This window comes from Providencia sp. AGC89 (genome assembly GCF_053543535.1).
The window spans coordinates 434,206-457,977 of the sequence record NZ_JBIXLP010000060.1; the positions used below are offsets into that span (position 1 = coordinate 434,206).

A 23,772-nucleotide genomic window follows, 5' to 3' on the forward strand; every position below is an offset into this window, starting at 1 on the left:
GCCATTTGAAGTCTTTTACTCAGGATTGAGTTTTATTGTTATTACCTTTATCCATTAACCCAATCATTCATCATTCCTATATTTTACTCTGCGTTAATACACCTCTTAAAATTTACCTCCAAAATATCACCCCTTATCAGTAAATAATACCGAGCAGACAACTTTGTCTGCTTATTCTATTGTGGTGTAGTGACGTTACTGCTTGTTATCATTGGCTGCCAATAAGGATAATTGGATGCAGAAAAAACGGATATCTACTGCACATGATGCCGCTTTTAAAGGCTTTATGACGAAAATTGAGAATGCCCGAGACTTTTTTGATATTCACCTCCCTAATCATATTAAGTCATTATGTGATTTTAATACGCTAGCCCTAACTAACTCTTCATTTATTGATAAACAACTGCGCTCACGTTTATCCGATGTTTTATATTCAGTGCAAACAACCCACGGAAAAGGTTACCTTTATCTTTTAGTCGAACACCAGTCAACCCCAGATAAACTTATGGCTTGGCGTTTAATGCATTATGCGTTTTTAGCGATGAACCAACATCTGCAACAAGGTAATAAGACGCCCCCTCTTGTGGTGCCAGTTCTTTTTTATCACGGTGGGCGGTCTCCATACCCCTATACGCAATTATGGACGGATTGTTTTACACTCCCAGATATCGCTAATGGGCTATACACACAGCCATTCCCATTGGTAGATGTCACGGTAATAGAGGATAGTCAATTGGTTAATCATCGGAAAGTCGCTGTCATGGAGCTGGCGATGAAACATAAGTATTTACGGGATGAATTTCAGCAAGTTCTGCCGCTCTTGGCACAGGCACTTAATCAACACTATAATAGCGATAATGATATCGTGACTATCTTGAATTATTTGTTCATTGCGTTGGACTCCACTAATTTCGAACATATTGTGCAGGCATTGGGGGAGCAAACCGAAAAACATAAGGAAACTATAATGAATATTGCACAGCGGTTACAGGATAAAGGCCGCCAAGAAGGTCTACTTGAAGGCATTGAGCGAGGGCGAGAAAAAGGGCGTGAAGAGGCAACAATTGTTTTGGCGAGTAATTTACTTAAACAAGGGGTTAGCCTAGAAATTATTATGGAAAGCACGGGGTTAAGCCGTGAAGTACTGGTTTCATTACAGTAACCCTCTAACAGCTATTAGTATGTGCAATGTGAGCAACATCGTAATAAATAAGCTTAGTTATTATTTTGTTTCAAGCGGCTTTTAAATAAAGAATATTTATGATAATAAAAAATAAGGTGGAATTATCAGTTCCCAATCTAAGGGGTTAATCCCGGATTAGGAACTGATTAAAATACGAGAAAAGTTTTAAAATGAAAGCCCTGCTCCCACATACCAACCATCTGCAACTTTATCACTGTTGTTGCCATGGCTACCTTTCATTTCAATTAACCGATACCCAGCATCAATAGATAGCGGCTTGAATACCGTGTAACGTGCGCCCGCTTTAGCTTCTACGTACGATTTGCTACCTGATGTCAGTTGCTCAGGAGCACCATAAGCTTCACCATAAATATTTAATGAAGGCAAAGCTTGCCAATTTACCCCACCACCAACAGCTAATGCAGCACCATTACTATTGTTATCAGGCGATAAATATAACCCTTTACCACCAACATGAGCAGAAAAAGGCCCAATTGGCAAACCAAATGTAGCGCCGAGGCTCCCCATTTGACCATCATGGTCACTGCGCGCCCAAGAACCATTAAACGCTAAACCGGCATTTGGGTTACCCAACCCAGCGGACAATTCCGTAAAATGTTTACCTGCTTGAGCACTAACTGAAACTGCCTGTGCAGTACCAACAAAAAATGGCGACATGGCCGCTGCTAATAACAATACTTTGCGCATTATCTTATCCTCTTCAAATTATTACATGCGGATACTACGCGAATTTTACGTAATCCTCAGTCTTTATTACTCAGATTTACTCAAGCTATACATAAAATACGACAAATTCTCAAATAATTTTATCAAATCAAAGGTATATCATTCAATAACAGTAATATGAATACCACTATTGCCATGTTAATCACAGTAATTGGTCATATTAATTAGATTATTAATACCATGGTAATTATACTGGTTTATAGGTTCATTGTAGTAATGATTTTATTTTTTTACAAAAGATTAACTTATTAGTTAGGTTTGTGTAGTCATTTAATCCAGAATTAGGAGTATTTTGATGAAAAAGAAAGGGCTTACTACCGCTTCTGGCGCTCCCGTCGCCAATAATAATAATGTCATGACCGCGGGTAAACGCGGCCCTATGTTATTACAGGATGTTTGGTTTTTAGAAAAACTGGCTCATTTTGACCGTGAAGTGATCCCAGAAAGACGCATGCATGCAAAAGGTTCAGGCTCATTCGGTACCTTTACGGTGACACATGATATTACCCGTTACACAAGGGCAAAAATTTTCTCACAAATTGGAAAAAAAACCGAAATGTTTGCCCGCTTTTCTACCGTTGCAGGTGAGCGTGGCGCCGCAGATGCAGAACGTGATATCCGAGGTTTTGCACTGAAATTTTATACAGAAGAAGGTAACTGGGATATGGTTGGTAACAATACCCCAGTTTTTTACTTCCGTGACCCTTTGAAATTCCCTGATTTAAACCACGTGGTTAAGCGCGACCCACGCTCTAATTTACGTACTATGGAACATAAGTGGGCATTTTTCTCTCAGTTACCTGAATCTTTGCACCAATTGACCATTGATGCGAGTGATCGAGGCATCCCTCAAAGTTACCGTCATATGCACGGTTTTGGTAGCCATACTTATAGCTTTATCAATAGTGATAACGAGCGATTTTGGGTCAAATTCCATTTCCGCTGCCAACAAGGCATCCAAAACCTCTCTGATGAGCAAGCAGAACAATTAGTCGGTAAAGATAGAGAAAGCTCACAACGTGATTTATTTGAATCTATTGAAAAAGGTGACTTTCCTCGCTGGAACTTACAAGTTCAAATCATGCCTGAGAAAGAAGCATCGCAAGTTCCTTATAACCCATTTGACCTAACTAAAGTCTGGCCACATAAGGATTACCCATTAATTGATGTTGGCTATTTTGAACTTAACCGTAACCCAGATAATTATTTTTCTGATGTCGAACAAGCAGCATTCAGCCCAGCAAATATCGTCCCGGGTATTGGTTTCTCACCAGATAGAATGTTACAAGGGCGTTTATTCTCTTATGGCGATGCGCACCGTTACCGCCTTGGCGTCAACCACCACCAAATCCCTGTAAACGCGCCTCGCTGCCCATTCCACAATTACCATCGTGATGGAGCTATGCGTGTGGATGGCAATAGTGGCAATAATGTCACTTATGAGCCAAATGAAGCAGGCTTATTCCAAGAACAACCGGATTTCAGTGAGCCGCCATTATCTATCGAAGGTGCTGCTGACCATTGGGATCATCGTGAAGACCAAGACTATTTCAGCCAGCCTCGCGCCTTGTATGAACTACTGGATGATGCAGAACATCAAAGAATGTTTAAACGTATTGCGGGGGAACTGATTGACGCAACAGAAGAAACCCAAATACGCCAAATTGGGTTATTTAAACAAGTTCACCCTGAGTATGGTGCAGGCGTGGAAAAAGCATTAAACGCTCTGAAAAAATAATTCGCTTGAGTGGCAGGAGAATCCCTGCCACTTTTTAATGACTAAACACTGCCTTTGTATATAGCCAGTGTTTTACTTGTTGGCGAGAAACTTTGATCCCGCCAGCTTTCAGCTCAGGAGCTAAATAATAAAACGCTGTAGGATATTGATAGGAGGCGAGTTTATCTTTCAACCAATCTGCCAGTTTATTTAAATCCGTTGTTTCATTAATTTCAATGACTGCGACTGGCCGTTGACCAAATTGTTCATCATCAACAGGAATAATAAAACTTTGGCTGACATCAGGGTGAGAGTTTATGACGGATTCGATATCTTCTGGTTGAATATTTTCACCGCCACTGATAAATAAATTGTCTAATCGACCGAATATCTGGTACTCACCTTCAGTAAAAGCGCCTTTATCATTGGTTTTAAACCAGCCGTCAATACAGTTTAATGGCTTGACCTCACCATCAAACCAATACCCTATTGCTTGGCTATCTGCCTTGATTTGGATTTCATCATTAATAATACGTACTTGCTTACCTTTTAATGGTAAGCCGACACCTTTTTTACCATTTGCACGTTTAGCACAAACAGTGGATGCCATTTCAGTCATCCCATAACCACTCCAGCAAGCAATTCCGCGGCTTTCTGCTAAATCTGTGAGTGTCGTAGGTATCATCGCCCCCCCCAACAAAACTTCTTTTAACACAAGCTGACTGGCAGTTTCTTCGTTTAATAAACGCCATAATTGTGTTGGAACTAGGGATGCGTGCGTAACATCCTGCAAGGCTTCGGCCAATGGTGAGGTTTTCAACGCTAAACTGCCCCCTTGGAGTAGCCAGCGCCAAATAATACCTTGTCCTGAAACATGAAATAGCGGCAAAGAAAGCAACCAACAATCCGCTTGTTGATAACTCATCACACTGACAACCCCTTTTGCACTACATAAGTGGGCAAATACACTGTGAACGACGGCTTTTGGTAAGCCGGTTGAGCCGGAAGTTAATATGAGTGTTGCGGGTTGTTCTAATGCGGTCAAAAAATCAACTGTCTGAAAAGCATTATCATCAATAAAATGGTAATACTGCTGATAATCTAAGTTTCGATACTCAGCTAAGACACCTGATTCACCAGTAAAATCAATAGCAGCACTCACATCAAGGTGTGGTAATAGTTCCCCTAATAACCTTTCTGGTAGGCGCGGGTTAAGAGGCAACACCCTTGCACCACAAGCAATAAGAGCTAACTGGCTTAGCAACAATTCGACAGAGTTTTTACCTCGTAAGACAACACATTGCCCTTGATTGACCCCTTGCATTGAAAAGTAATTGGCAAGGTCGGTGACCTGTTGGCTTAAGGCTTTCCAAGTAATACGCTCAGAATCCGTCAATAATGCGATTGAGTCGGGGTAAAGACTGGCCCAATGTTGCCAAGGCCAGTCATTAAAATGGATTAACTCTGCCATACGACCGTTAATTCATCGAGTTGCTGAACAGCTATTTCGCACTGGGGCCAAGGACGGATCAATTGCGATTGGATCAATGAAACGGTGTCCAAACCAGGAATAGTGTTTGGTGTTAACCACTGTGCAACACGCGCTAATTGTGTTAAACCAAAACTGCTTTCAATGGATGAGCTAATCACAGCTTGTAAGCCTAAACGATGCGCATCCTCAACTAAAGAGCGGCAATAATTAAGGCTACCCGTCAATGTTGGTTTAATCACAATTGCCGCAACCCCTTCCTGCGCTTCGACTTTAAAGCCGTCTTCACGCACGCTTTCATCCCAAGCAATGTTAATCCCCGTATCCATTGCAAATTTCAACGATTCTTCACGGGTTTTACAGGGCTCTTCCAAGAATGCAATACGGCTTCGATAGTCAGGATTAACATACTTCGCAAAACCGTCAGCTTTCGCACGAGTCCAGCTCCGATTAGCATCTAAACGCAATTTAAGCTCGGGTACTGCCTCTAATAATAGGTTAACGACCATTCCATCACGTACCGCTTCATATAACCCAACCTTGACCTTAGCCACCTTTTCACCATCCATCGCATCAAGGCTTAGAATTAAATCATCGGGGTCACCACTGCATAAAGGAGCTTTGCGATAATCCGCTGACTCAGGCAATTCACCAGTCAATTCTGCAAGTGCACAACTGCAACCAAATGCAACAGAAGGCAATAGACTTTCAGAAATTTTGCCGTGTTTTATCCATTCATTCAATCGAACAATAGTTTCGGCGGTTGCTTGTTCTAATGTTTCTGAACTGAACTCTGGTAGAGGGGAAATCTCCCCCCAACCTTCGTTATCGCCCTCTTTTAAGCAGACTAATAACCCATCACGAGTTTTTAAACGCTGATAACGAAGGATGACGCCTGCCTCCATTGGCAGGCTGAACGAATAGAGTGTGGCTTTACGCATTATGGATTACGCTTATATTTAGAAAAGTCTGGCGCGCGTTTTTCGTTAAAAGCATTGCGCCCTTCCTGACCTTCATCTGTCATATAAAATAGCATTGTTGCATTACCCGCCAGTTCTTGCAGGCCAGCTTGGCCATCACAATCTGCATTCAAGGCAGCTTTCAAACAACGTAATGCCATCGGGCTATTTTCTAGCATTTCACGACACCAGCGTACCGTTTCTTTTTCTAAATCGGCATAAGGAACTACAGTATTGACTAGCCCCATCTCCAATGCTTCCTGTGCATTGTATTGGCGGCATAGGAACCAAATTTCACGTGCTTTTTTCTGCCCAACAATACGTGCCATATACGATGCGCCCCAGCCACCGTCAAATGAACCAACTTTAGGGCCCGTTTGACCAAATATGGCGTTATCAGCCGCAATAGTTAAGTCACACATCATATGTAAAACATGACCGCCGCCGATAGAGAAACCGGCGACCATCGCCACAACTGGTTTTGGACAGGTACGTATTTGGCGTTGGAAATCTAAGACATTTAAATGGTGTGTGCCACTTTCATCGCGATACCCACCGTAGTCACCACGAATTTTTTGGTCGCCCCCTGCACAGAAAGCTTTTTCACCCTCACCAGTTAAAATAATAGTGCCTATTTGGTCATCATAACGTGCATCAGATAATGCCTGGATCATCTCTTTCACAGTTTGTGGGCGGAAAGCATTACGCACTTCAGGGCGGTTAATCGTAATTTTTGCAATCCCTTCAGGAGATTTATGATATCGAATATCTTCAAACCCTATAGAACAATCTTGCCATTCAATTGGCGCGTATAATTTTTCTTCGCTTGGATAAATCATTATCAGATTCCTTTAACCACATTGTGATAAAAAATGGTGAAGTGCAGCCGCATAACCTATTGGGTTTTCCCGATGAGCATTATGCCCTGCATTTTCAATCAGCGTTAACGGCAAAGCGTATTGTTGCGAAACGCTTCGAAACTTTTGATCTCTATCGCCACAGAAATAGCGATAAGGGCAACCCAGTTGGTGCAATTTGTCAGCCAAAAAAGGTTGCTTTGCTAATGATGTATTTTCTAACATATCAGCAATTCCTTGTGGGCTATTTTGTTGGCGTAATAAAACTAACTGTTGGCGTTGCAGTAGTGATAAGTCAGCAAACACGTTTTGTTGATACCAGCTATCCAAAACTTGTTTCATCGGTTCGCAGCGAAAACGCTGTGCCCATGCAGCATCATTTGCTCTGCGCTCTACCCGTTCTTGCTCACTGCTCAAACCAACATTCCCCCCTTCTATCACTAAGCCTAATAACCCCTTTGGCTGATGATAACAGGCAAAATGCATTGCAAGGCGGGCACCTAATGAATAACCAACTAGGTAATATTCATGGATTTGATAATACTGTAATACAGCACTAAGTTGTTGGTCAAAATGCAAAAAACCATGATTAGTTTCCGATTTCGACGCGCCGTGACCCGGCAAATTGACCGCTAATGATGGGTAGTTATTGAATTGCTCAATCACTGGAAGCCAATCATTTGCGCTGCCCAGTAGCCCATGTAACCACACTAACCAAGGGCCTGAAGCATTCGTGTGATAACGTTGAGCTGACAGCATTATAACTCCGAGATATCGCTGACTAATTGTTTTAAAGTACGAGCACCCTCATCGCTATCAACCACCAGTTCCACAAGTAATGTACCGTGCTGATTGTGCCAAAATTGCTGGATAGTCTCTTTCAACGAATGCCAATCCGTTGAGGCGCAGTACTGTAAACCAAACATTTTTGCGGCAGGTTCAAAACTCACGTTTTGCGGCATACAATAATAGTTTGTTCTTGCCTCTTCCGGTGTGGGCAACATAGAAAAAATTTGCCCACCATTATTGTTCACAATAATCAGAACAGTTGGTGCTGAAGGTGAACGTAATAATGCTAAGCTATTTAAATCATATAATGCAGAAAGGTCCCCAACAATCCCGAGCGTTGGCCTTGCCGTTGCTCGCTGCACTCCCGCCATTGTTGAAATCAGCCCATCAATGCCACTTGCGCCACGATTACTATACACAGGGTAGTTCATCGGTAATTGAGCTAGAGCATCGACTAAGCGTACGATTAAGCTATTGCCAACAAATAACTGCCCGCGAGATGGCAATAATTCGGGCAACTGATGCGCTATGGCGGCCTCTGAAAATTGCTCGCTTAACTGTTGATGCACGTAGTGTTGTGCTTTCTGCGCTAAGGTAACAAGCTCCTCACACCATAAGCTGCGTGGTTGTGCGGGGTGGTTTTCTAACCAACCTTTAATTGAGCATGTTAATTTGCGACCAGTATGATTTGCAGGGTCTAAGCGCTGTGGAATTGTATCGATTACCCAGTATTCTTGTGGTTCACAACTCGCTTGCCACTGCAATAACCGTTTTCCTGTCAGGCTTGAGCCAAACTGCACGACTAATTCTGCTTGCTTTAAAATACGAATAGCATCGGGGTGTTGAAGCCATAAATCTGCGCAAGGGTAAGGTTGCCCTGTTTGTGATAATACATCACCTAATACTGGCCACCCCAATTGTTCAGCCCATTTAGTGACCTTTTCACCCTCATTTACATTCATTCTCCCAGCAATAACAACCCCTTTTTTCTGTCGCCAAAAATACCAATCAGCTACGAGCGCAACAGAATTAGTTAAGGGTTCACTTAGCCATGGATGATTTGAGTTCCACCAGTCACCCAATGTCTGCTGCCATTCATAATCGCCTTCACTTTCACCGTAAAGCGGCTCAGCAAATGGGCAATTAATATGAAAAGCGCCATGATGGAGTTGATTCATACCGTTATCCACCGCTGACACCAGCCATTTGGCTGAAATATCGCGCGTTGGGCGCGGTAACATTAATGACTGAGCGGGATGTGAAGCAAAAATATGGGCTTGGCGAATAGCTTGGTTAGCACCACAATCAATTAATTCTGGAGGCCTATCTGCGGTCAGGAAGATAACTTTCTCCCCCGTTAAGCCCGCTTCAATTAATGAAGGATAAAGGTTAGCGACAGCAGTGCCTGAGGTGACAATAACACCAACGGGTTCATTGCTCGCTTTCGCTAAACCTAGGGCCAAATGCCCTAAACCACGCTCATCAAAATGCGTATGGCAGTGTAATTTTGCATTATTAATTGCCGCAAGAGTCAAAGGCGTAGAGCGTGAGCCTGGCGCAATACAAATATGTTTCATACCGTGACGAGCAAGCGCTTCAATAATCACTTCAGCCCAACGGATATTAAAAGCAGAATTAGACATAATATGCTCAGCAAATTATTAATTATCAATCAGTTTAAACTGACTAAGAAAAATTTCTTGATCTCAGGACAATTTTTGATGAACTAATTGAAAATAAAAAGAAAATAACCACTTTTACTTTATGGTTTTTCGTTATTTCCAAATAAAGATTTTAACCCAGCCGCTTTATTCTCTATTTCTATCCATTCTTGCTCAGGGTCTGAACCACTCACAATACCGGCTCCTGAATACAGAGAAACATGCTCACCTTCAATTTGTGCGCAACGTAAAGACACCGCAAACTCACTTTTATTGAGACTAATAAACCCACCTGTTCCCGCATACCAACCACGTGAAAAAGGTTCATTTTTAGCCAAAAATTGCCGCGCAACATTTCTGGGTAGCCCACAAACAGCAGCGGTTGGCTGTAAACGTTGTAAACAGTCACTATCAGAAGGCGTGACGAGAGTTGCAACTATCGAACGGTAAAGATGCTGAATTTTTCTTAAACGAATGACTTTCGCACTAGAAACGTCGACCCCTGTCACTGCACCTTGTAACTGCTGGCAAATATCATCAACTACAACGAGGTTTTCATGTTGATTTTTTTTGTCTTCCATTAGCCATTTTGCATATTCAGCAGCAATAACATCATCAGGGTCATTTGCCACCGTTCCCGCTAAGGCTTCAGAATTAAGCTGCTCACCTTGACGTAGGTATAAACGTTCAGGCGTAGAAGAAATAAACCCTGAATGCTGATTAAAAGCCATCATAAAATGGTAGCAATGATGATTAACCTGCTGGCTTTTTGATAAAAGTTCAGCGACTGCAATCGGTTCAGACAGGGTTAATTTAGTCTCTCGTGCCATCACCACTTTTTCCATTTTCCCTGCTTTCATATCCTCAATTGCACAATTTAATAAACGGCACCATTCATCACGCATAGGAATATGTTCCTGCGCAATAATATCTGCTGTAAGAGCTAATGTCGTTTCAGCCGTTAACGTTAATTGTTGTACAAAACTGAGTGCATTCAGTCGGTCTTCTTCCCCATCTATATTGACGCTTATATGAACGCTTGAACGAAATCGATGGATCTCAAGACGAGGCAAAAAACAAAACGTGGCCTGTTGCTTTAAGGTTTCGGGAATACCTTCCCCGACTGCATTCCAACCATTTAGCCCCCACAAACGCATATCCGGGTTTTCAGGGTGTTGCGATAAAAAAGCTTGTGCATCATCAATCGAATGAAATGATTTCACCATTCCAATCGCGCTGCACTCCTGTGCGCCAGTTCTTTGATACCAATAGAACTGCGGATAACAGTTTTGCTCAGATAACCATGGAAGCCCTGGAAAAGTAAGTTGCCCATCCAGTTGCCAAGTAAGACGAGTATGCTCTTTCGTTTTGAGTGTCAATGTAGACAAATGATCCAAAATTTCCGTTATCACTTTATCAATTTTTTTATATGCCACTTTCGATCCCTACAGCTACATCACACAGATTCACTTTGAATTATTATATAGCGCAATGTAATTTTTTAATACATTGATGACCCACAGTAAGCACCATGTCACCAAATAACCACCAGCGATCACACAGACAGTATAAAAGGGTTGAATTTAAGACATTCATGTTGTTACTTGTTGACCGCTAAATCTCTCAGTTTATGAGTATAGTTTATTATATATATTAGGTGATTACATATTAATTTAATCTATTGATAACAGTCATTTTATCTTTTGCTGACTATGGTTAAACCATTGGCACTTTCCCCCTTTGTCTATTTCATTTTGAAACATCTTGTACCCCAATATTTACCTTCAGGATTAAATTAACAATTCCATCAGGAATTCCCCTTTGAATGAATATTGCCTTGTATTAGGTAACAACCCTCTCTTTCCCATTTAATGGGAGTTTGTTTAACAGAATATTATTGTTTATAGCTATAAATTATTTTTTGTCTCTGATTTTCATTTTTTATTATCAACCTTTTTTCCAGTTTCTTGTAGGTTAATGGTTATAAAATCTTCATCACTTGACCATTATAAACCGGTATTACAATCATAATTATAGTTATTAATACTAAATTCAACTTTCTCCTTTAACTTAATTAAATTGGAATTAATAATGAATACACATGAAAATTACGACCGAATTATCGAAAAAGAAAATATAGGTAATGCAACATTAGCATTATTAACAAATCAAGATTCACTTTCCACTCGGTCTGCAGGCATTTTTACTTTAGAAGATTTACTCAACATCCATCAGCATGTACAATTTGCCCTTTCTTTACCATTGAAAAAACCTGATATTTTAAAATGGTTTGGCATTACCGATTCAACTGTATTACCTATTAACTCTAATGATATAGCCACGGCAATTATAAATATTCGCGACCATGCTAATTCATGGGATAACGTTGAACAACATGTTAAAGAACAATCTGTTAATCTTTCACTCACTAGCCGAAATATCATTCAGACTGGTAATGAGGTCATTGAGTATATTAATCACATGCCAATTTTACAAAGAGTGTCTGATAATTTGGATGACCTAGCAGAAAATAAACTTGATGAAATCATTTATCAAAGCGATGACCAACAAATTGCGACTGAGCTTGTAAGCATTTTAAATTTAATTAAAAGTGATATAAAAAACCAGTCAATTAAAACGATAAAAATAAAAAATATCGTATCTGATTTTAGGGCATATATTACAGGGGGGTACCTTTCTAATTTCGAGCATGTTGAATCATTACTGTTCAATATTAAAGGTCTCTATCAGCAACTTGACCCAAGTAATAATGAAAGCTCAGAACCTTTCTTAAAAGAAATGATTGAAATTAAAAAAAATGAGGTTCAGCAACTTGATCAGGAATATAACCATTTTGTGAAACTCTGTTTTACAGGGCTTGCTGGTGGGGTGATAGGTCTTATTATTACAAGCAGCATTTTTGGTTCAAAAGCAGAAGTCATAAGAATAAAAAGGAATAACATCCTAAAAGAAATAGAAGAAATCAACACTAAAATTAACCAAGAAAAACTCATCCAAAAAACGATGTTTGATATGCAAATTAACCTACATAAAATTGAAGGGTTTATCAAGGATGCGAGGCTAGCCATCGACCACTTAGACTATATGTGGTTGGTTATTTTAACTGAAGTTACTCAATCAATTGAAGTTTTTCAAAGAATTAATAACGCAGACAAACTAATCAGGTTTATCTCCCAATTTAAACGTGTTATCAGCTCTTGGAATAAAATACAAGAATACTCAGTTCATTTAATTACATTATTTGATGAATTACAAATAAATGACAACACTTCTAAATAAAAGGTACGAATATGCATGATAACAACGAAATCCCTGTATTGCCCTCCATTGATGTATACCAATTAAGATGTATATCAAATAGCATCATTGATTTTAATAAGAATATTAAAAATTATGACTATGTTATTTATGATAAAATAAATAAAATCGCCATTAAAACAGAAAGTCTTAATCAACTTATTAGAAATTCAATCCCAATTATAAAAATAAAATTAGATTATATAATATTTAATGATTTAAATGAAAACAATAATGACAACCATCACCTTGATAACATTGAGAATTTAAAGAATAAGATATTAACAGTTGGTTTTATAGAAGACCTCATTGAACTAAAATTAGAATTAGAAAAATTCATTTATAAAATACGATTCACCACCGATTCATTGCAAACATTTAATATTGATAAGCCAAATAAGAATAAACTTCAAGAATATAATAACCAAAAAGGGTTGTTAAGCTCCACCAAAAAAAATATTCAAATGAAAATTAATGAGGTTAATCAACAACACTCTATTATTAAAGCCGCTGAAGATATTATTTTAAAAACAAAAATTACCGATTTCTTTGAAAAATACTTTTTAAATCAAGAATCGATAGATTCTATTGACATACCGAAAAACAAAAAACAGATTTTAAAGATGGCTCTACGCTATATTAAAAACCTCTTAGCTGTGGTTGATGACGGTTTAGAATTTCTGCAACTTGTTGATGTTAGGCTCTATTTAAGTGACCTAATAATCGAATTGAAAGGGGAAATGAATGCGATTGATACGAATATTTTCAGGGTGTCTAAGCTCATCAGTCTATCAGAAGAAATCTCCACTATCGTTCTAAATGTACAGTCAGTCATTACTCAAGCTAACCTGCTGAGGAACTATTTAGAGTCTTGGTGCGACTTTATTAATGAACATGTATCTGAACAAACGCTGAATGTGCCGCATATTCATGTCGCAAGTAAGATATTTATGACCTATTTAAATGAGGTGGAATATCAATACCAATTGCAACTTCCAGATTAAAAAAAACCGGTTACTGTTGAGGTAACCGGTTTTCATCAACATGATGTGTTTAACCGTCAGTTAATCACAGCAAGAGCTGTTGATGTGATATCGATAAGTGGTTGTGGCCAAACCCCAAATGCAATAACTGCAATGGCACAAATAACGGCAACCACAGTACCCAATGTCGCTTTTTCAGGGCCTGTATAACGTTCTGCGTGTTCTGCATCACGGCTATATAGGCTTGCCATAAAGCGTAGGTAGTAATACAAACCTATTGCACTACCCACCACCACAGCTCCAGTTAACCACCATAATTCAGCTTTCACTGCGGATGCAATCACATAAAATTTACCAATAAACCCTAATGTGATTGGAATACCTGCCAGTGATAGCATCATAATAGTCATGACCGTTGCTAACACAGGTTTGTGCCAGAATAGGCCACGGAACGCACTGAAGTCATCTTGGTCATCACCACGGTAAGGGCTGGAAACGATACTGATTACCCCAAAGGCCCCCAAACTTGCAAATAGATAACCTACAAGGTAAATAGCGATGGTTGTTTGGGCGTATTCCGGTACGGTACGTAAAGCAACAAGTGCTACCAACAAATACCCCATATGAGAGATAGATGAGTAACCTAGTAAGCGTTTTGCACTTTTTTGGCTAATTGCCAACAAGTTACCAAATAAAATAGAGGCAATGGCAATGACAGAGATAACAATCGATAAAGTGTCGCTATTGGTCACTGGCGCTTCCATAAAAATACGCACTAGCACGGCAAAGATAGCAATCTTACTGCCTGTTGCCAAAAATGCCGATACTGGCGCAGGAGCACCTTGGTAAACATCTGGTGTCCATAACTGGAATGGGAATAACGATAATTTAAAACCGAAGCCCACAATCAGCATCCCAAAACCAATCATAATTAATGGCGCATGGATTTGGCTGTCAGATAAGCTTTGACCGACCGCTGCAAAGCTTAAACTGCCTGACTCTGCATACAGTAATGCAATACCAAATAACAGGAATGAAGACGCTGCTGCGGATAACAGCATGTATTTAATCCCTGCTTCTAAGGTGCGTCGACGTTCGAAGGTATAAGCAACTAAGCCAAACAATGGTAATGAAATCAGTTCAATACCGATAAACATTGACGCCATATGGTTTGACATAGATAACAGCACACCACCCGCCACAGCAATAGCGACTAAAAGGTGAAACTCATCTCTATTGTCACCAAAGCCTTCTAGCCAATGGTAAGCAAAGATACTAGTACCGATACCTGCAACTAAGACTAATGCACTGTAGAATAGTGCAAAGTTATCAACACGGATAAGCGAAGTCACATCCATCAGGTAGCCATCAGCCACCCAAATCAGTGAAAGCAACGCAATAATAAAACCAGATACTGTCAGCGCGGCGCTGGTCAGGTGATCGCGTCGCCACGCAATGGACAGCATCACAACCACTGCCGTCAACCCGACGATCATCAGTGGTAATATTGCGATCAGTTCTTGAGGAGTTATTGTCATGGCGAATTACAGCCCTAATGTTGTAAGTGAAGCAGAATACAGGTTATGCAATGTTTCCATTGAACCAATTGAAGTATCTAAAATTGGTTGTGGATAGAAACCGATAATAACCAGTAAAGCAGCTAGAGCCAGCAGCACACCGAATTCACGCGCAGTTAACCCTTTCATTTCTTTTTCTGATTTTGGTGTGCCATAGTAAGTTTGTTGCATCATCCACAACGAGTAGATAGAAGCAAACACCACACCAAATACCATAATGCAGGTCACTAATGTGAATTGGCTGAAGCTACCGAACAGGATCATGAACTCACCAATGAAGTTACCTGTACCTGGCATGCCTAACGTTGCCGCGGCAAAGAACAGGGACATTCCTGGTAACCATTTAATGCGTTTCCACAACCCACCCATCATGCGCATATCACGCGTTTGTGTACGCTCATACAGTTGACCACTGATGATAATCAGCGCTGCACCTGACAGGCCGTTGGTGATCATTTGGATCACAGCACCTTGGTACGCTAACACTGAACTTGCATAAATCGCTACTGTCACAAACCCCATATGGGATAAGCTACTGTATGCCGCCAGACGTTTAATGTCGGTTTGTTTGAACGCTAACCATGCACCGTAGAAGATACTGATCACACCCAGTGTCATCGCAACTGGCGTGAACTGGATAGAAGCTTCTGGGAACAGTGGTAAAGTAAAACGTAACAAACCATAAGCCGCGGTTTTTAGCATAATACCAGAAATGTCCACCGAACCTGCGGTTGGGGATTGTTCTTGCGTATCCGCCATCCAACCGTGGAATGGCACTAATGGCATTTTAACGGCAAAAGCAATAAAGAAACCTAACATCAACATAAATGCGACGCTACTAGACATTTGTGTGCCTAACAGTTGGTCGTAATTGAATGTTAATGTGCCTGTTGAGTTGAAGTGTGCCAGTGCCAATCCAATGATGGACACTAACATAATCAAACCACTCGCCTGCGTATAAATAAAGAACTTGGTAGCTGCGTTGATATGTTTTCTACTCTCTGACCCTTTGTGCCCCCAATTGGCAATTAGGAAATACATCGGGATCAGCATCATCTCCCAGAAGAAGAAGAATAAGAACAAGTCAACCGCAGTGAAAATCCCCATCACCCCTGTGATAATCCACAGCAGGTTAAAGTGATATGCACCTTGGTTCTTTTGGTTTTCACTCCATGAGCTCAGAATCGAAAACGCGCCCATAATAGCCGTCAATACGACCATTAATAGTGACAAACCATCAATCGCTAAGTGAATGTTGATTCCCAGTGCTGGGATCCACGGCATAAAGAAAATAGACTGCCATTGTGGAACGCCTTGTGGATTAACCAGAGAATAGTTCCCTTGTAACCACAATTGCACAGAAAGAATAAGTGTTAATCCCATTGTCGCCAGCGCAATCCAGCGTGGAGCGCGGTGACTGAACCGGTCAGCCTGCCAACTTAGCAGGCCTCCGATAAAGGGAATAAGTATTAGCCAAGGTAATAGCATGGCGCAATGTGTCCCTTAATTAAACCAAAAGCAGCAGAGCAAGAATCAGCACTGCACCCAGCCCCAATGAGGCAACATACCAACGGATCTGGCCGTTTTGACTCACAGCAAGCCCTTTATTCGCTAAACTTGATAAGCGTGCAGGGATATTCATCAGTGAGTTAATCGGATCGCTCTCCAATAGCCATGCAATACCTTTAAAAGGTTTCACAAAGACTACGTCATACAGCCAGTCGAATCCCCATGCTTGGTACCACCATGCACTGAAAAAGCGGCCAACTGCTGTTTTCGCGATAGCATCAACAATGGAACGTCTGAATAGATAGAGGAATATAGCAATCAACAGACCCGCGATTGCAAACCCGCCAGAAATCGCTTCAAGTAAGACTTTACCGTCTTCACTTCCCACGGCTTCAGCAGGGAATACCCCTTCTAATGGTTGGTGAATTAATGCACCAACAAACGTTGCAAGGATAGCCAGAATGCCAAGTGGCAATGTATGAGTGATGCCTTTAACCTTGTGCGTTTTGATTTTTGCTTCACCGTGGAACACGATGAAAATCATACGGAAGGTATAAATTGCAGTCATTAATGCACCAAGGATACCTGCCCATAACAACACCGTTTGCCCATCAAGCTGCGCACCCCACAAAATTGCATCTTTACTGTAGAAACCTGCGGTAAACAATGGCAATGCAGCCAGTGCGCTTCCGCCGATTAACATCACAGCATAAATGAATGGGATTTGCTTACGTAGCCCACCCATTTTGAAGATGTTTTGTTCGTGGTGACATGCGAGGCTCACCGAACCTGCTGAGAGGAACAATAGCGCTTTAAAGAAAGCGTGTGTCATCAGGTGGAAAATCGCCGCATCCCAAGCTTGTACTCCCAGAGCCAAGAACATATAACCGATCTGGCTCATGGTTGAGTAAGCAAGAACACGTTTGATATCCGTTTGTACCAATGCGGCAAAACCAGCTAGTACTAATGTGACCGCACCAACGACACCCACTAAATGTAAAACCTCAGGTGCTAACAGGAACAGAACATGTGTACGTGCAATTAAGTAAACACCCGCGGTCACCATGGTTGCGGCGTGGATCAATGCAGAAACAGGCGTTGGGCCTGCCATCGCATCAGCCAACCATGTTTGCAATGGTAACTGTGCTGATTTACCGACTGCACCACCTAATAACATTAAGGTAGCCCAGTTGATAGCACTCGAACCTTCAGCAAATTTCTGAGGTGCTAATACTGCCATTTCGCTGAAATTCAGCGTGCCCAGTTCATTCCACAGAATAAACATACCGATGGCAAGGAACACATCACCAATACGGGTCACGAAGAAGGCTTTCATCGCAGCTTTACCGTTGTCTGGATTGGTATAGTAAAAACCAATCAGCAGATAACTGCACAGCCCTACCCCTTCCCAACCGAGATACATCAGCATCATGTTATCGGCGAGAACTAAAACCACCATACTCGCGATAAACAGGTTAGTGTAGGCAAAGAAACGTGAGTAACCCTCCTCGCCACGCATATACCAAGAGGCATACACATGAATAAGGAAGCCCACCCCCGTTACCACACCCAGCATGGTAAGAGACAGACCATCAAGGACTAAGGTAAATGGAATGTTGAAAGTACCAACCGACATCCAAGTCCAAAGTTGTTGTGAATATGGTTCATATCCACCATTTGATAAAACAGGTTGAGCTAAAAATTCATTGCCAACATAAAGTGCTACGAGCGCCGCTAAGCCGACCGACCCCGCACCTATAATGGCAGAAACGTTTTCTGACCAGCGTCCGCGAGAGAAGGCAAGTAACACCGACCCAAGTAGAGGCAACAGAATAGTTAAATAGAGTAGGTTCATCCGCGCATCTCACTGACTTTATCAATATTCAGGTTCTGACGATGACGATGGAGTTGCAGTAACAACGCCAATCCAATACTCGCCTCCGCTGCAGCCAATGTAATCGCCAAAATATACATAATTTGGCCGTCTGGCTGCCCCCAAAAACTCCCTGCAACAACAAATGCCAGAGCAGTAGAGTTAATCATGATTTCCAGTCCGATCAGCATGAAAAGCAAATTGCGGCGAATAACGAGACAACTCAGTCCCATTACAAATAAAATCGCTGCTAAAATCAGACCATGTTGAAGAGGTATCATTTTTGCTCCTCCGCATTACGTACACTGACAAGGTCAGCGCCGTTTTCTTTACGGTCACGCCCAACGTGGAATGCGACAACTAAACCGGCCAGTAATAGCAATGAAGCCAACTCAACAGCTAGAACATAAGGCCCGAATAGGCTTATACCCACTTCTTTCGCCCCAATCACGGTACCTTTAATCCCATCTTCGTAAGACAAAGAGGTAATACCGTAAACTAAGATGGCCAGTAATACGGCAGACAACACCGCGGGACCAATCCAGTTTTTTGGTGTTAACCAAGCCCGCTCTTGTTCTTGCACTGAGCGACCTAAGTTAAGCATCATGACGACGAATACGAACAAGACCATGATGGCTCCTGCATAAACGATGATTTCCAAAGCCCCAGCAAAATACGCACCGAGAGAGAAAAACACCATCGACAGAGCCAGCAGAGAAACAACCAGATACAACAGTGCATGCACCGGGTTGGTATTAGTTATCACCCTCAAAGTTGCTAATATGGCAACTAGGCCGGCGATATAAAATGTAAATTCCATGAATATCGCTCCTTATGGCAACAGGTCTTTGACGTTAATCGGTTTCGCTTCGTTATCCGCTTCACCTTTGTCTTTACCTGCAATCGCCATACCCGATTTACGGTAAAAGTTATAATCAGGATATTTACCCGGACCTGAAATGAGTAGGTCATCTTTTTCGTAAACCAGATCCTGACGTCTCCAATCGGCCATTTCAAAGTCAGGTGTTAATTGGATTGCCGTAGTTGGGCAAGCCTCTTCACACAAGCCACAGAAAATGCAGCGCGAAAAGTTCACGCGGAAAAACTCGGGGTACCAACGGCCGTCTTCATGTTCAGCTTTTTGCAGTGAGATACAACCCACAGGGCAAGCCACCGCACATAAGTTACAGGCTACACAACGCTCTTCACCGTCAGGGTCGCGTGTTAATACGATACGCCCACGGTAACGGGGTGGTAGATAAACCGGCTCTTCTGGGTACATTTGCGTTTCGCGTTTATCGAACGCATGTAGGCCGACCATCCAAATACTACGTACTTGGGTGGCGAAACCGACCAATAACTCTTTTAATGTCATGGTTCAATCACCCCTTACTGAGCGTTGTATAAAATCACTGCTGCGGTACCCAGCAGATTAAGCAGTGTCAACGGCAGACAAATTTTCCAACCGAAAGACATCACTTGGTCATAACGTGGACGCGGCAAAGAAGCGCGGATCAAGATAAACATCATCATGAAGAACGCAGTTTTAATCGCAAACCACAAGAATGACGGCAAGAATGGTCCATGCCAGCCACCAAAGAACAGCGTCACAATCAGAGCAGAGACCGTTACGATACCGATATACTCACCAACGAAGAACAGACCGAACTTCATCCCTGAGTATTCAACGTGATAACCATCCGCAATCTCTTGCTCTGCTTCTGGTTGGTCAAACGGGTGACGGTGACATACCGCAACACCTGCAATCGCAAAAGTTACAAAGCCGAAGAACTGAGGAATGATGTTCCACATGCCTTCTTGGGAGTTAACAATATCAATCAGGTTGAATGAACCTGCTTGTGCAACCACGCCCATTAAAGAAAGGCCTAAGAACACTTCGTAACTCACGGTTTGTGCTGACGCACGCATCGCCCCCAATAAAGAGTATTTATTGTTACTTGACCAACCAGCGAATAACACCGCATACACCGCTAGACCCGCCATCATCAGGAAGAATAAAATCCCAATGTTCAGGTCTGCCACGTGCCAAGTTGGGCTAACAGGTACGATGGCGAATGCAAGGAATAATGAGCAAAATGCGATAACTGGCGCTAGCGTAAAGATTTTCTTATCCGCGAACTGTGGGATCCAGTCTTCTTTAAACAGCATTTTGAACATATCCGCGATTAACTGGCCCATCCCAAACGGACCAACACGGTTAGGGCCGTAACGGTTCTGGAACAGACCGAGAATACGGCGCTCTCCCAGACTCATGTAGGCTCCACAAGTCACAACAACCAATAAAATGACGACAGATTTAAGTATGGAAATAAGGACTTCCATTACTTCAGGAGAAATCCAATCCATCATGCTCCCCTCCGCAGATTATTGACTGACACGCCAGCCAGAACAGGTGCGATACCCGGCATCCCTAATGGTAAGCCAATTTGACCAGTCGATAGGTGATTACTGAGGCGTACAGTTAAGTTAAATGCTTGACCTGCATGGCTAAATTCAGCTTTTGTTCCTGCTGTCAAACCAAGTGACTCTGCATCTTGCGCATTCAGCATGATATAAGGCTCAGGCATACGCTGTTGGATCACGTCTGAACGCTGTGACATTTCGTCACTGCCGAACAGATGGTAATACGGCGCCACCACCCATTGAGCTTCAGTCGCTTGGTAAGCTGCTGGAATATCAGTGAAGTAAGCCAATTTACTTTCTGTTGAATTGAACAAACGCACACCTGGGTCACCAAATAACAAATGGCCCCCCACTTCTGCTTGGAATTTATTCCACGCTTGTGGTGAGTTCCAACCCGGCGCCCAAGCAAATGGAATTTGCTGACGTGGTGCCGTTGGGCTGTTGTTCCCTTCCATTGAGAAAGCAAATGGAGAATCAATATCTTGCGGTTGACGAGGCTCATGAACAGATTGGTTGGCCAGCATCGCTGTTCGACCACTGTAACGATGAGGTTCACGTGCCAGTTTTTGACCACGGATACGGAAAGAGGCTTTTGGTGCAGAATCAACAATGCCTGCAAATTGTGGCAGTGTAGCAACACAATCAGCAATCACATGGTCAAGTTGCGACCAGTCTGCATCACGTTCCTGTGCTTCAGTTTGCAATGAATGCATCCAGCGCCAGCTTTCGTTCATCACGATAGCTTTGTCGTAATAAGTTGGGTCGAAGACTTGGAAGAAACGTTGTGCCCGACCTTCTTGGTTAATCAACGTACCGTCTGCTTCAGCAAAGCTTGCTGCTGGCAGAACTAATGTTGCTTTATCCATGATGTCGGTTTGCTGATGGTCAGCAACAATCAAATGCTTCAGCTTCGCTAATGCGCTATTAACCGCATCTACATTGCTATGACGGTACAGGTCGTTTTCGATAACGATAGCCACATCCGCTTCGTTCGCTTCAATGCGAGCTAATGCGCTGTCTAATGGCTGTGCGTCCATCATTGCTAAACCAAAACTGTTTGCATGAGAGGCTAAGTAAGATAAGCCCACCTGCGCACCTTTCGCTTTTAGTGCAAATGCCACGTTAGCCGCGGCTTGGATCATCGCCTCACTAGCACTATGGCTACCACTGATAATCAGTGGTTTTTTCGCGCTTGAAAGCGCTTGTGCGATAGTTTCAACTTTCGCTTTGAGGTCTGCAGGTAAGTCATTCACTGCTGGTGCATCGCCATTAATCATGTTGGCAATAGCAAAACCAAAACGTGCTTGGTCAGCCACAGGAGCACGGTAATTAAATGCGGCGACATCATCTAAGCGGGTATCATCCACATTGGTGATAAACAGTGGGTATTTCGCATGTTGACCAATGTTCATGATTGCCGCGATTTGCCAGTCAGCGACTTTTTGCGCTGCCGCCATTTCACGTGCTTTACCTTTCACCGCTTGACGTACAGATAACGCCATACGCGCACCTGTCTGAGTTAAATCTTCACCCAGTACCAGCACCGCATCGTAACCCTCCACTTCACGCAGTGTTGGCGTATAGATACCGCCATTTTGCAGGATATTTTGCATCAGCGCTAAACGGCGTTGCTCACTCGAAGAAACACCTGAATAGAAGTTTTCTGCACCGACAAGTGCTCGTAACGCATAGTTACTTTCGATGCTTGCACGTGGTGAACCAATACCAATCACTTTCTTCGCTTGATTGATAATTTGCGCACCGCTTTGCATTGCCTCAATAGCCGATATAACCTGTTTTACACCATTTTTATTTAGCACAGCTTGACGTGGACGGTCTTTACGGTTGACATAGCCATAACCAAAACGACCGCGGTCACATAGGAAATAGTGGTTTACTGAACCATTATAACGGTTCTCAATGCGGCGGATTTCACCATAGCGCTCACCTGGGCTAGTATTACAACCGATACTGCACTGTTGGCAGATACCCGGGGCAAATTGCATGTCCCATTTACGGTTATAGCGCTCAGAGTGCGTTTTATCGGTAAAGACCCCTGTCGGACAGACTTCAACTAGGTTACCTGAGAATTCACTTTCTAGCGTACCGTCTTCTGTACGACCGAAATACACATAGTTATGTGCCCCATAAACCCCCAAGTCCGTGCCATCTGCGTAATCTTTGTAATAACGCACACAGCGGTAACAAGCGATACAGCGGTTCATTTCATGACTAATGAACGGCCCTAAGTCTTGGTTAATGTGTGTACGTTTCGTAAAACGATATTTACGCATATTATGACCGGTCATCACCGTCATATCTTGTAGGTGGCAATTACCGCCTTCCTCACAGACTGGGCAGTCGTGAGGGTGGTTGGTCATCAGCCATTCCACAACACTTTCACGGAATTGTTTGGCTTCTTCATCATCAATTGAGATGTAGGTACCTTCCGTTGCCGGTGTCATACAAGACATTACTAGGCGACCGCGAGTATCATCCGCGTTCTGATATTGCTTAACCGCACACTGGCGGCAAGCGCCAACGCTTCCCAGCGCCGGATGCCAGCAAAAATAAGGAATATCTAGCCCGAGAGAAAGACAGGCTTGTAACAGGTTTTCAGACCCGTTTACGTCATATTCTTTGCCGTCTACATATATTGTAGCCATAGTCAGCATGCTTCCCAAAG

The 23,772-nt window shown here is 42.4% G+C and carries 19 protein-coding genes; 4 read left to right on the plus strand and 15 right to left on the minus strand.

Features of this window, described 5'->3' with window-relative positions; translation table 11 throughout:
• Positions 1-235: 235 nt before the first annotated feature.
• The gene (locus tag ACIPUA_RS10425; protein ID WP_042844419.1) at positions 236-1,162 is read left to right on the plus strand and encodes an Rpn family recombination-promoting nuclease/putative transposase; all 927 of its coding nucleotides are present in this window, start codon (positions 236-238) and stop codon (positions 1,160-1,162) included.
• A gap of 186 nt (positions 1,163-1,348) precedes the next feature.
• On the opposite strand, the gene ACIPUA_RS10430 is transcribed toward ACIPUA_RS10425, so the two are convergent.
• Positions 1,349-1,891: a YfaZ family outer membrane protein gene (locus tag ACIPUA_RS10430; protein WP_042844420.1), complete on the minus strand. Its 543-nt coding sequence runs from the start codon at positions 1,889-1,891 to the stop codon at positions 1,349-1,351.
• A gap of 334 nt (positions 1,892-2,225) precedes the next feature.
• Here ACIPUA_RS10430 and ACIPUA_RS10435 point away from each other — a divergent pair, with 334 nt between their 5' ends.
• The gene (locus tag ACIPUA_RS10435) at positions 2,226-3,668 is read left to right on the plus strand and encodes a catalase (protein ID WP_042844421.1); all 1,443 of its coding nucleotides are present in this window, start codon (positions 2,226-2,228) and stop codon (positions 3,666-3,668) included.
• A 34-nt stretch (positions 3,669-3,702) separates the two neighbouring features.
• Here ACIPUA_RS10435 and menE read toward each other — a convergent pair whose 3' ends face one another.
• From menE to ACIPUA_RS10465, 6 genes are all read right to left on the minus strand, one after another.
• Complete coding sequence (gene menE, locus ACIPUA_RS10440; RefSeq protein ID WP_449059641.1) at positions 3,703-5,118, minus strand: o-succinylbenzoate--CoA ligase; 1,416 nt, start codon at positions 5,116-5,118, stop codon at positions 3,703-3,705.
• Complete coding sequence (gene menC, locus ACIPUA_RS10445) at positions 5,106-6,077, minus strand: o-succinylbenzoate synthase (RefSeq protein WP_042844424.1); 972 nt, start codon at positions 6,075-6,077, stop codon at positions 5,106-5,108. Before menC ends, menE begins: the two co-directional genes overlap by 13 nt.
• On the minus strand, positions 6,077-6,934 hold the full coding sequence (menB, locus tag ACIPUA_RS10450; protein ID WP_449059642.1) for a 1,4-dihydroxy-2-naphthoyl-CoA synthase: 858 nt from the start codon (positions 6,932-6,934) through the stop codon (positions 6,077-6,079). The genes menC and menB overlap by 1 nt, the downstream gene beginning before the upstream one ends.
• 12 nt (positions 6,935-6,946) lie before the next feature.
• On the minus strand, positions 6,947-7,711 hold the full coding sequence (menH, locus tag ACIPUA_RS10455; RefSeq protein WP_449059643.1) for a 2-succinyl-6-hydroxy-2,4-cyclohexadiene-1-carboxylate synthase: 765 nt from the start codon (positions 7,709-7,711) through the stop codon (positions 6,947-6,949).
• Positions 7,711-9,384: a 2-succinyl-5-enolpyruvyl-6-hydroxy-3-cyclohexene-1-carboxylic-acid synthase gene (gene menD, locus ACIPUA_RS10460; RefSeq protein ID WP_129466094.1), complete on the minus strand. Its 1,674-nt coding sequence runs from the start codon at positions 9,382-9,384 to the stop codon at positions 7,711-7,713. The genes menH and menD overlap by 1 nt, the downstream gene beginning before the upstream one ends.
• A gap of 119 nt (positions 9,385-9,503) precedes the next feature.
• Entirely contained in the window at positions 9,504-10,838 is a 1,335-nt protein-coding gene (locus tag ACIPUA_RS10465) for an isochorismate synthase (protein WP_449059644.1), read from the minus strand.
• Between the two features lie 655 nt (positions 10,839-11,493).
• Between ACIPUA_RS10465 and ACIPUA_RS10470 the strand changes: the two genes are divergently transcribed.
• A complete protein-coding gene (locus ACIPUA_RS10470; RefSeq protein ID WP_042844430.1) occupies positions 11,494-12,702 on the plus strand; it encodes an alpha-xenorhabdolysin family binary toxin subunit A in 1,209 nt (402 codons plus the stop codon).
• Positions 12,703-12,713: 11 nt separating this feature from the next.
• Complete coding sequence (locus ACIPUA_RS10475) at positions 12,714-13,724, plus strand: alpha-xenorhabdolysin family binary toxin subunit B (RefSeq protein WP_449059645.1); 1,011 nt, start codon at positions 12,714-12,716, stop codon at positions 13,722-13,724.
• Positions 13,725-13,780: 56 nt separating this feature from the next.
• Here the strand turns inward: ACIPUA_RS10475 and nuoN are convergent, their stop codons facing one another.
• The 8 genes from nuoN to nuoG are packed head-to-tail and all read right to left on the minus strand — an operon-like array spanning position 13,781 to position 23,752.
• On the minus strand, positions 13,781-15,241 hold the full coding sequence (gene nuoN / locus ACIPUA_RS10480) for an NADH-quinone oxidoreductase subunit NuoN (protein ID WP_042844432.1): 1,461 nt from the start codon (positions 15,239-15,241) through the stop codon (positions 13,781-13,783).
• Positions 15,242-15,247: 6 nt separating this feature from the next.
• The gene (gene nuoM / locus ACIPUA_RS10485; RefSeq protein WP_042844434.1) at positions 15,248-16,768 is read right to left on the minus strand and encodes an NADH-quinone oxidoreductase subunit M; all 1,521 of its coding nucleotides are present in this window, start codon (positions 16,766-16,768) and stop codon (positions 15,248-15,250) included.
• A 19-nt stretch (positions 16,769-16,787) separates the two neighbouring features.
• On the minus strand, positions 16,788-18,644 hold the full coding sequence (nuoL, locus tag ACIPUA_RS10490; protein ID WP_449059646.1) for an NADH-quinone oxidoreductase subunit L: 1,857 nt from the start codon (positions 18,642-18,644) through the stop codon (positions 16,788-16,790).
• Complete coding sequence (gene nuoK, locus ACIPUA_RS10495) at positions 18,641-18,943, minus strand: NADH-quinone oxidoreductase subunit NuoK (RefSeq protein ID WP_008910727.1); 303 nt, start codon at positions 18,941-18,943, stop codon at positions 18,641-18,643. Before nuoK ends, nuoL begins: the two co-directional genes overlap by 4 nt.
• On the minus strand, positions 18,940-19,482 hold the full coding sequence (gene nuoJ / locus ACIPUA_RS10500) for an NADH-quinone oxidoreductase subunit J (protein WP_048607509.1): 543 nt from the start codon (positions 19,480-19,482) through the stop codon (positions 18,940-18,942). The genes nuoK and nuoJ overlap by 4 nt, the downstream gene beginning before the upstream one ends.
• A 12-nt stretch (positions 19,483-19,494) precedes the next feature.
• Positions 19,495-20,037 (minus strand): NADH-quinone oxidoreductase subunit NuoI, encoded by a 543-nt coding sequence (gene nuoI / locus ACIPUA_RS10505; protein WP_042844439.1) that lies wholly within the window; start codon positions 20,035-20,037, stop codon positions 19,495-19,497.
• Positions 20,038-20,051: 14 nt separating this feature from the next.
• Positions 20,052-21,029, minus strand: a complete 978-nt coding sequence (gene nuoH / locus ACIPUA_RS10510) for an NADH-quinone oxidoreductase subunit NuoH (RefSeq protein ID WP_042844440.1) — start codon at positions 21,027-21,029, stop codon at positions 20,052-20,054.
• A complete protein-coding gene (nuoG, locus tag ACIPUA_RS10515; protein ID WP_173424803.1) occupies positions 21,029-23,752 on the minus strand; it encodes an NADH-quinone oxidoreductase subunit NuoG in 2,724 nt (907 codons plus the stop codon). The genes nuoH and nuoG overlap by 1 nt, the downstream gene beginning before the upstream one ends.
• Between the last annotated feature and the right edge of the window lie 20 nt (positions 23,753-23,772).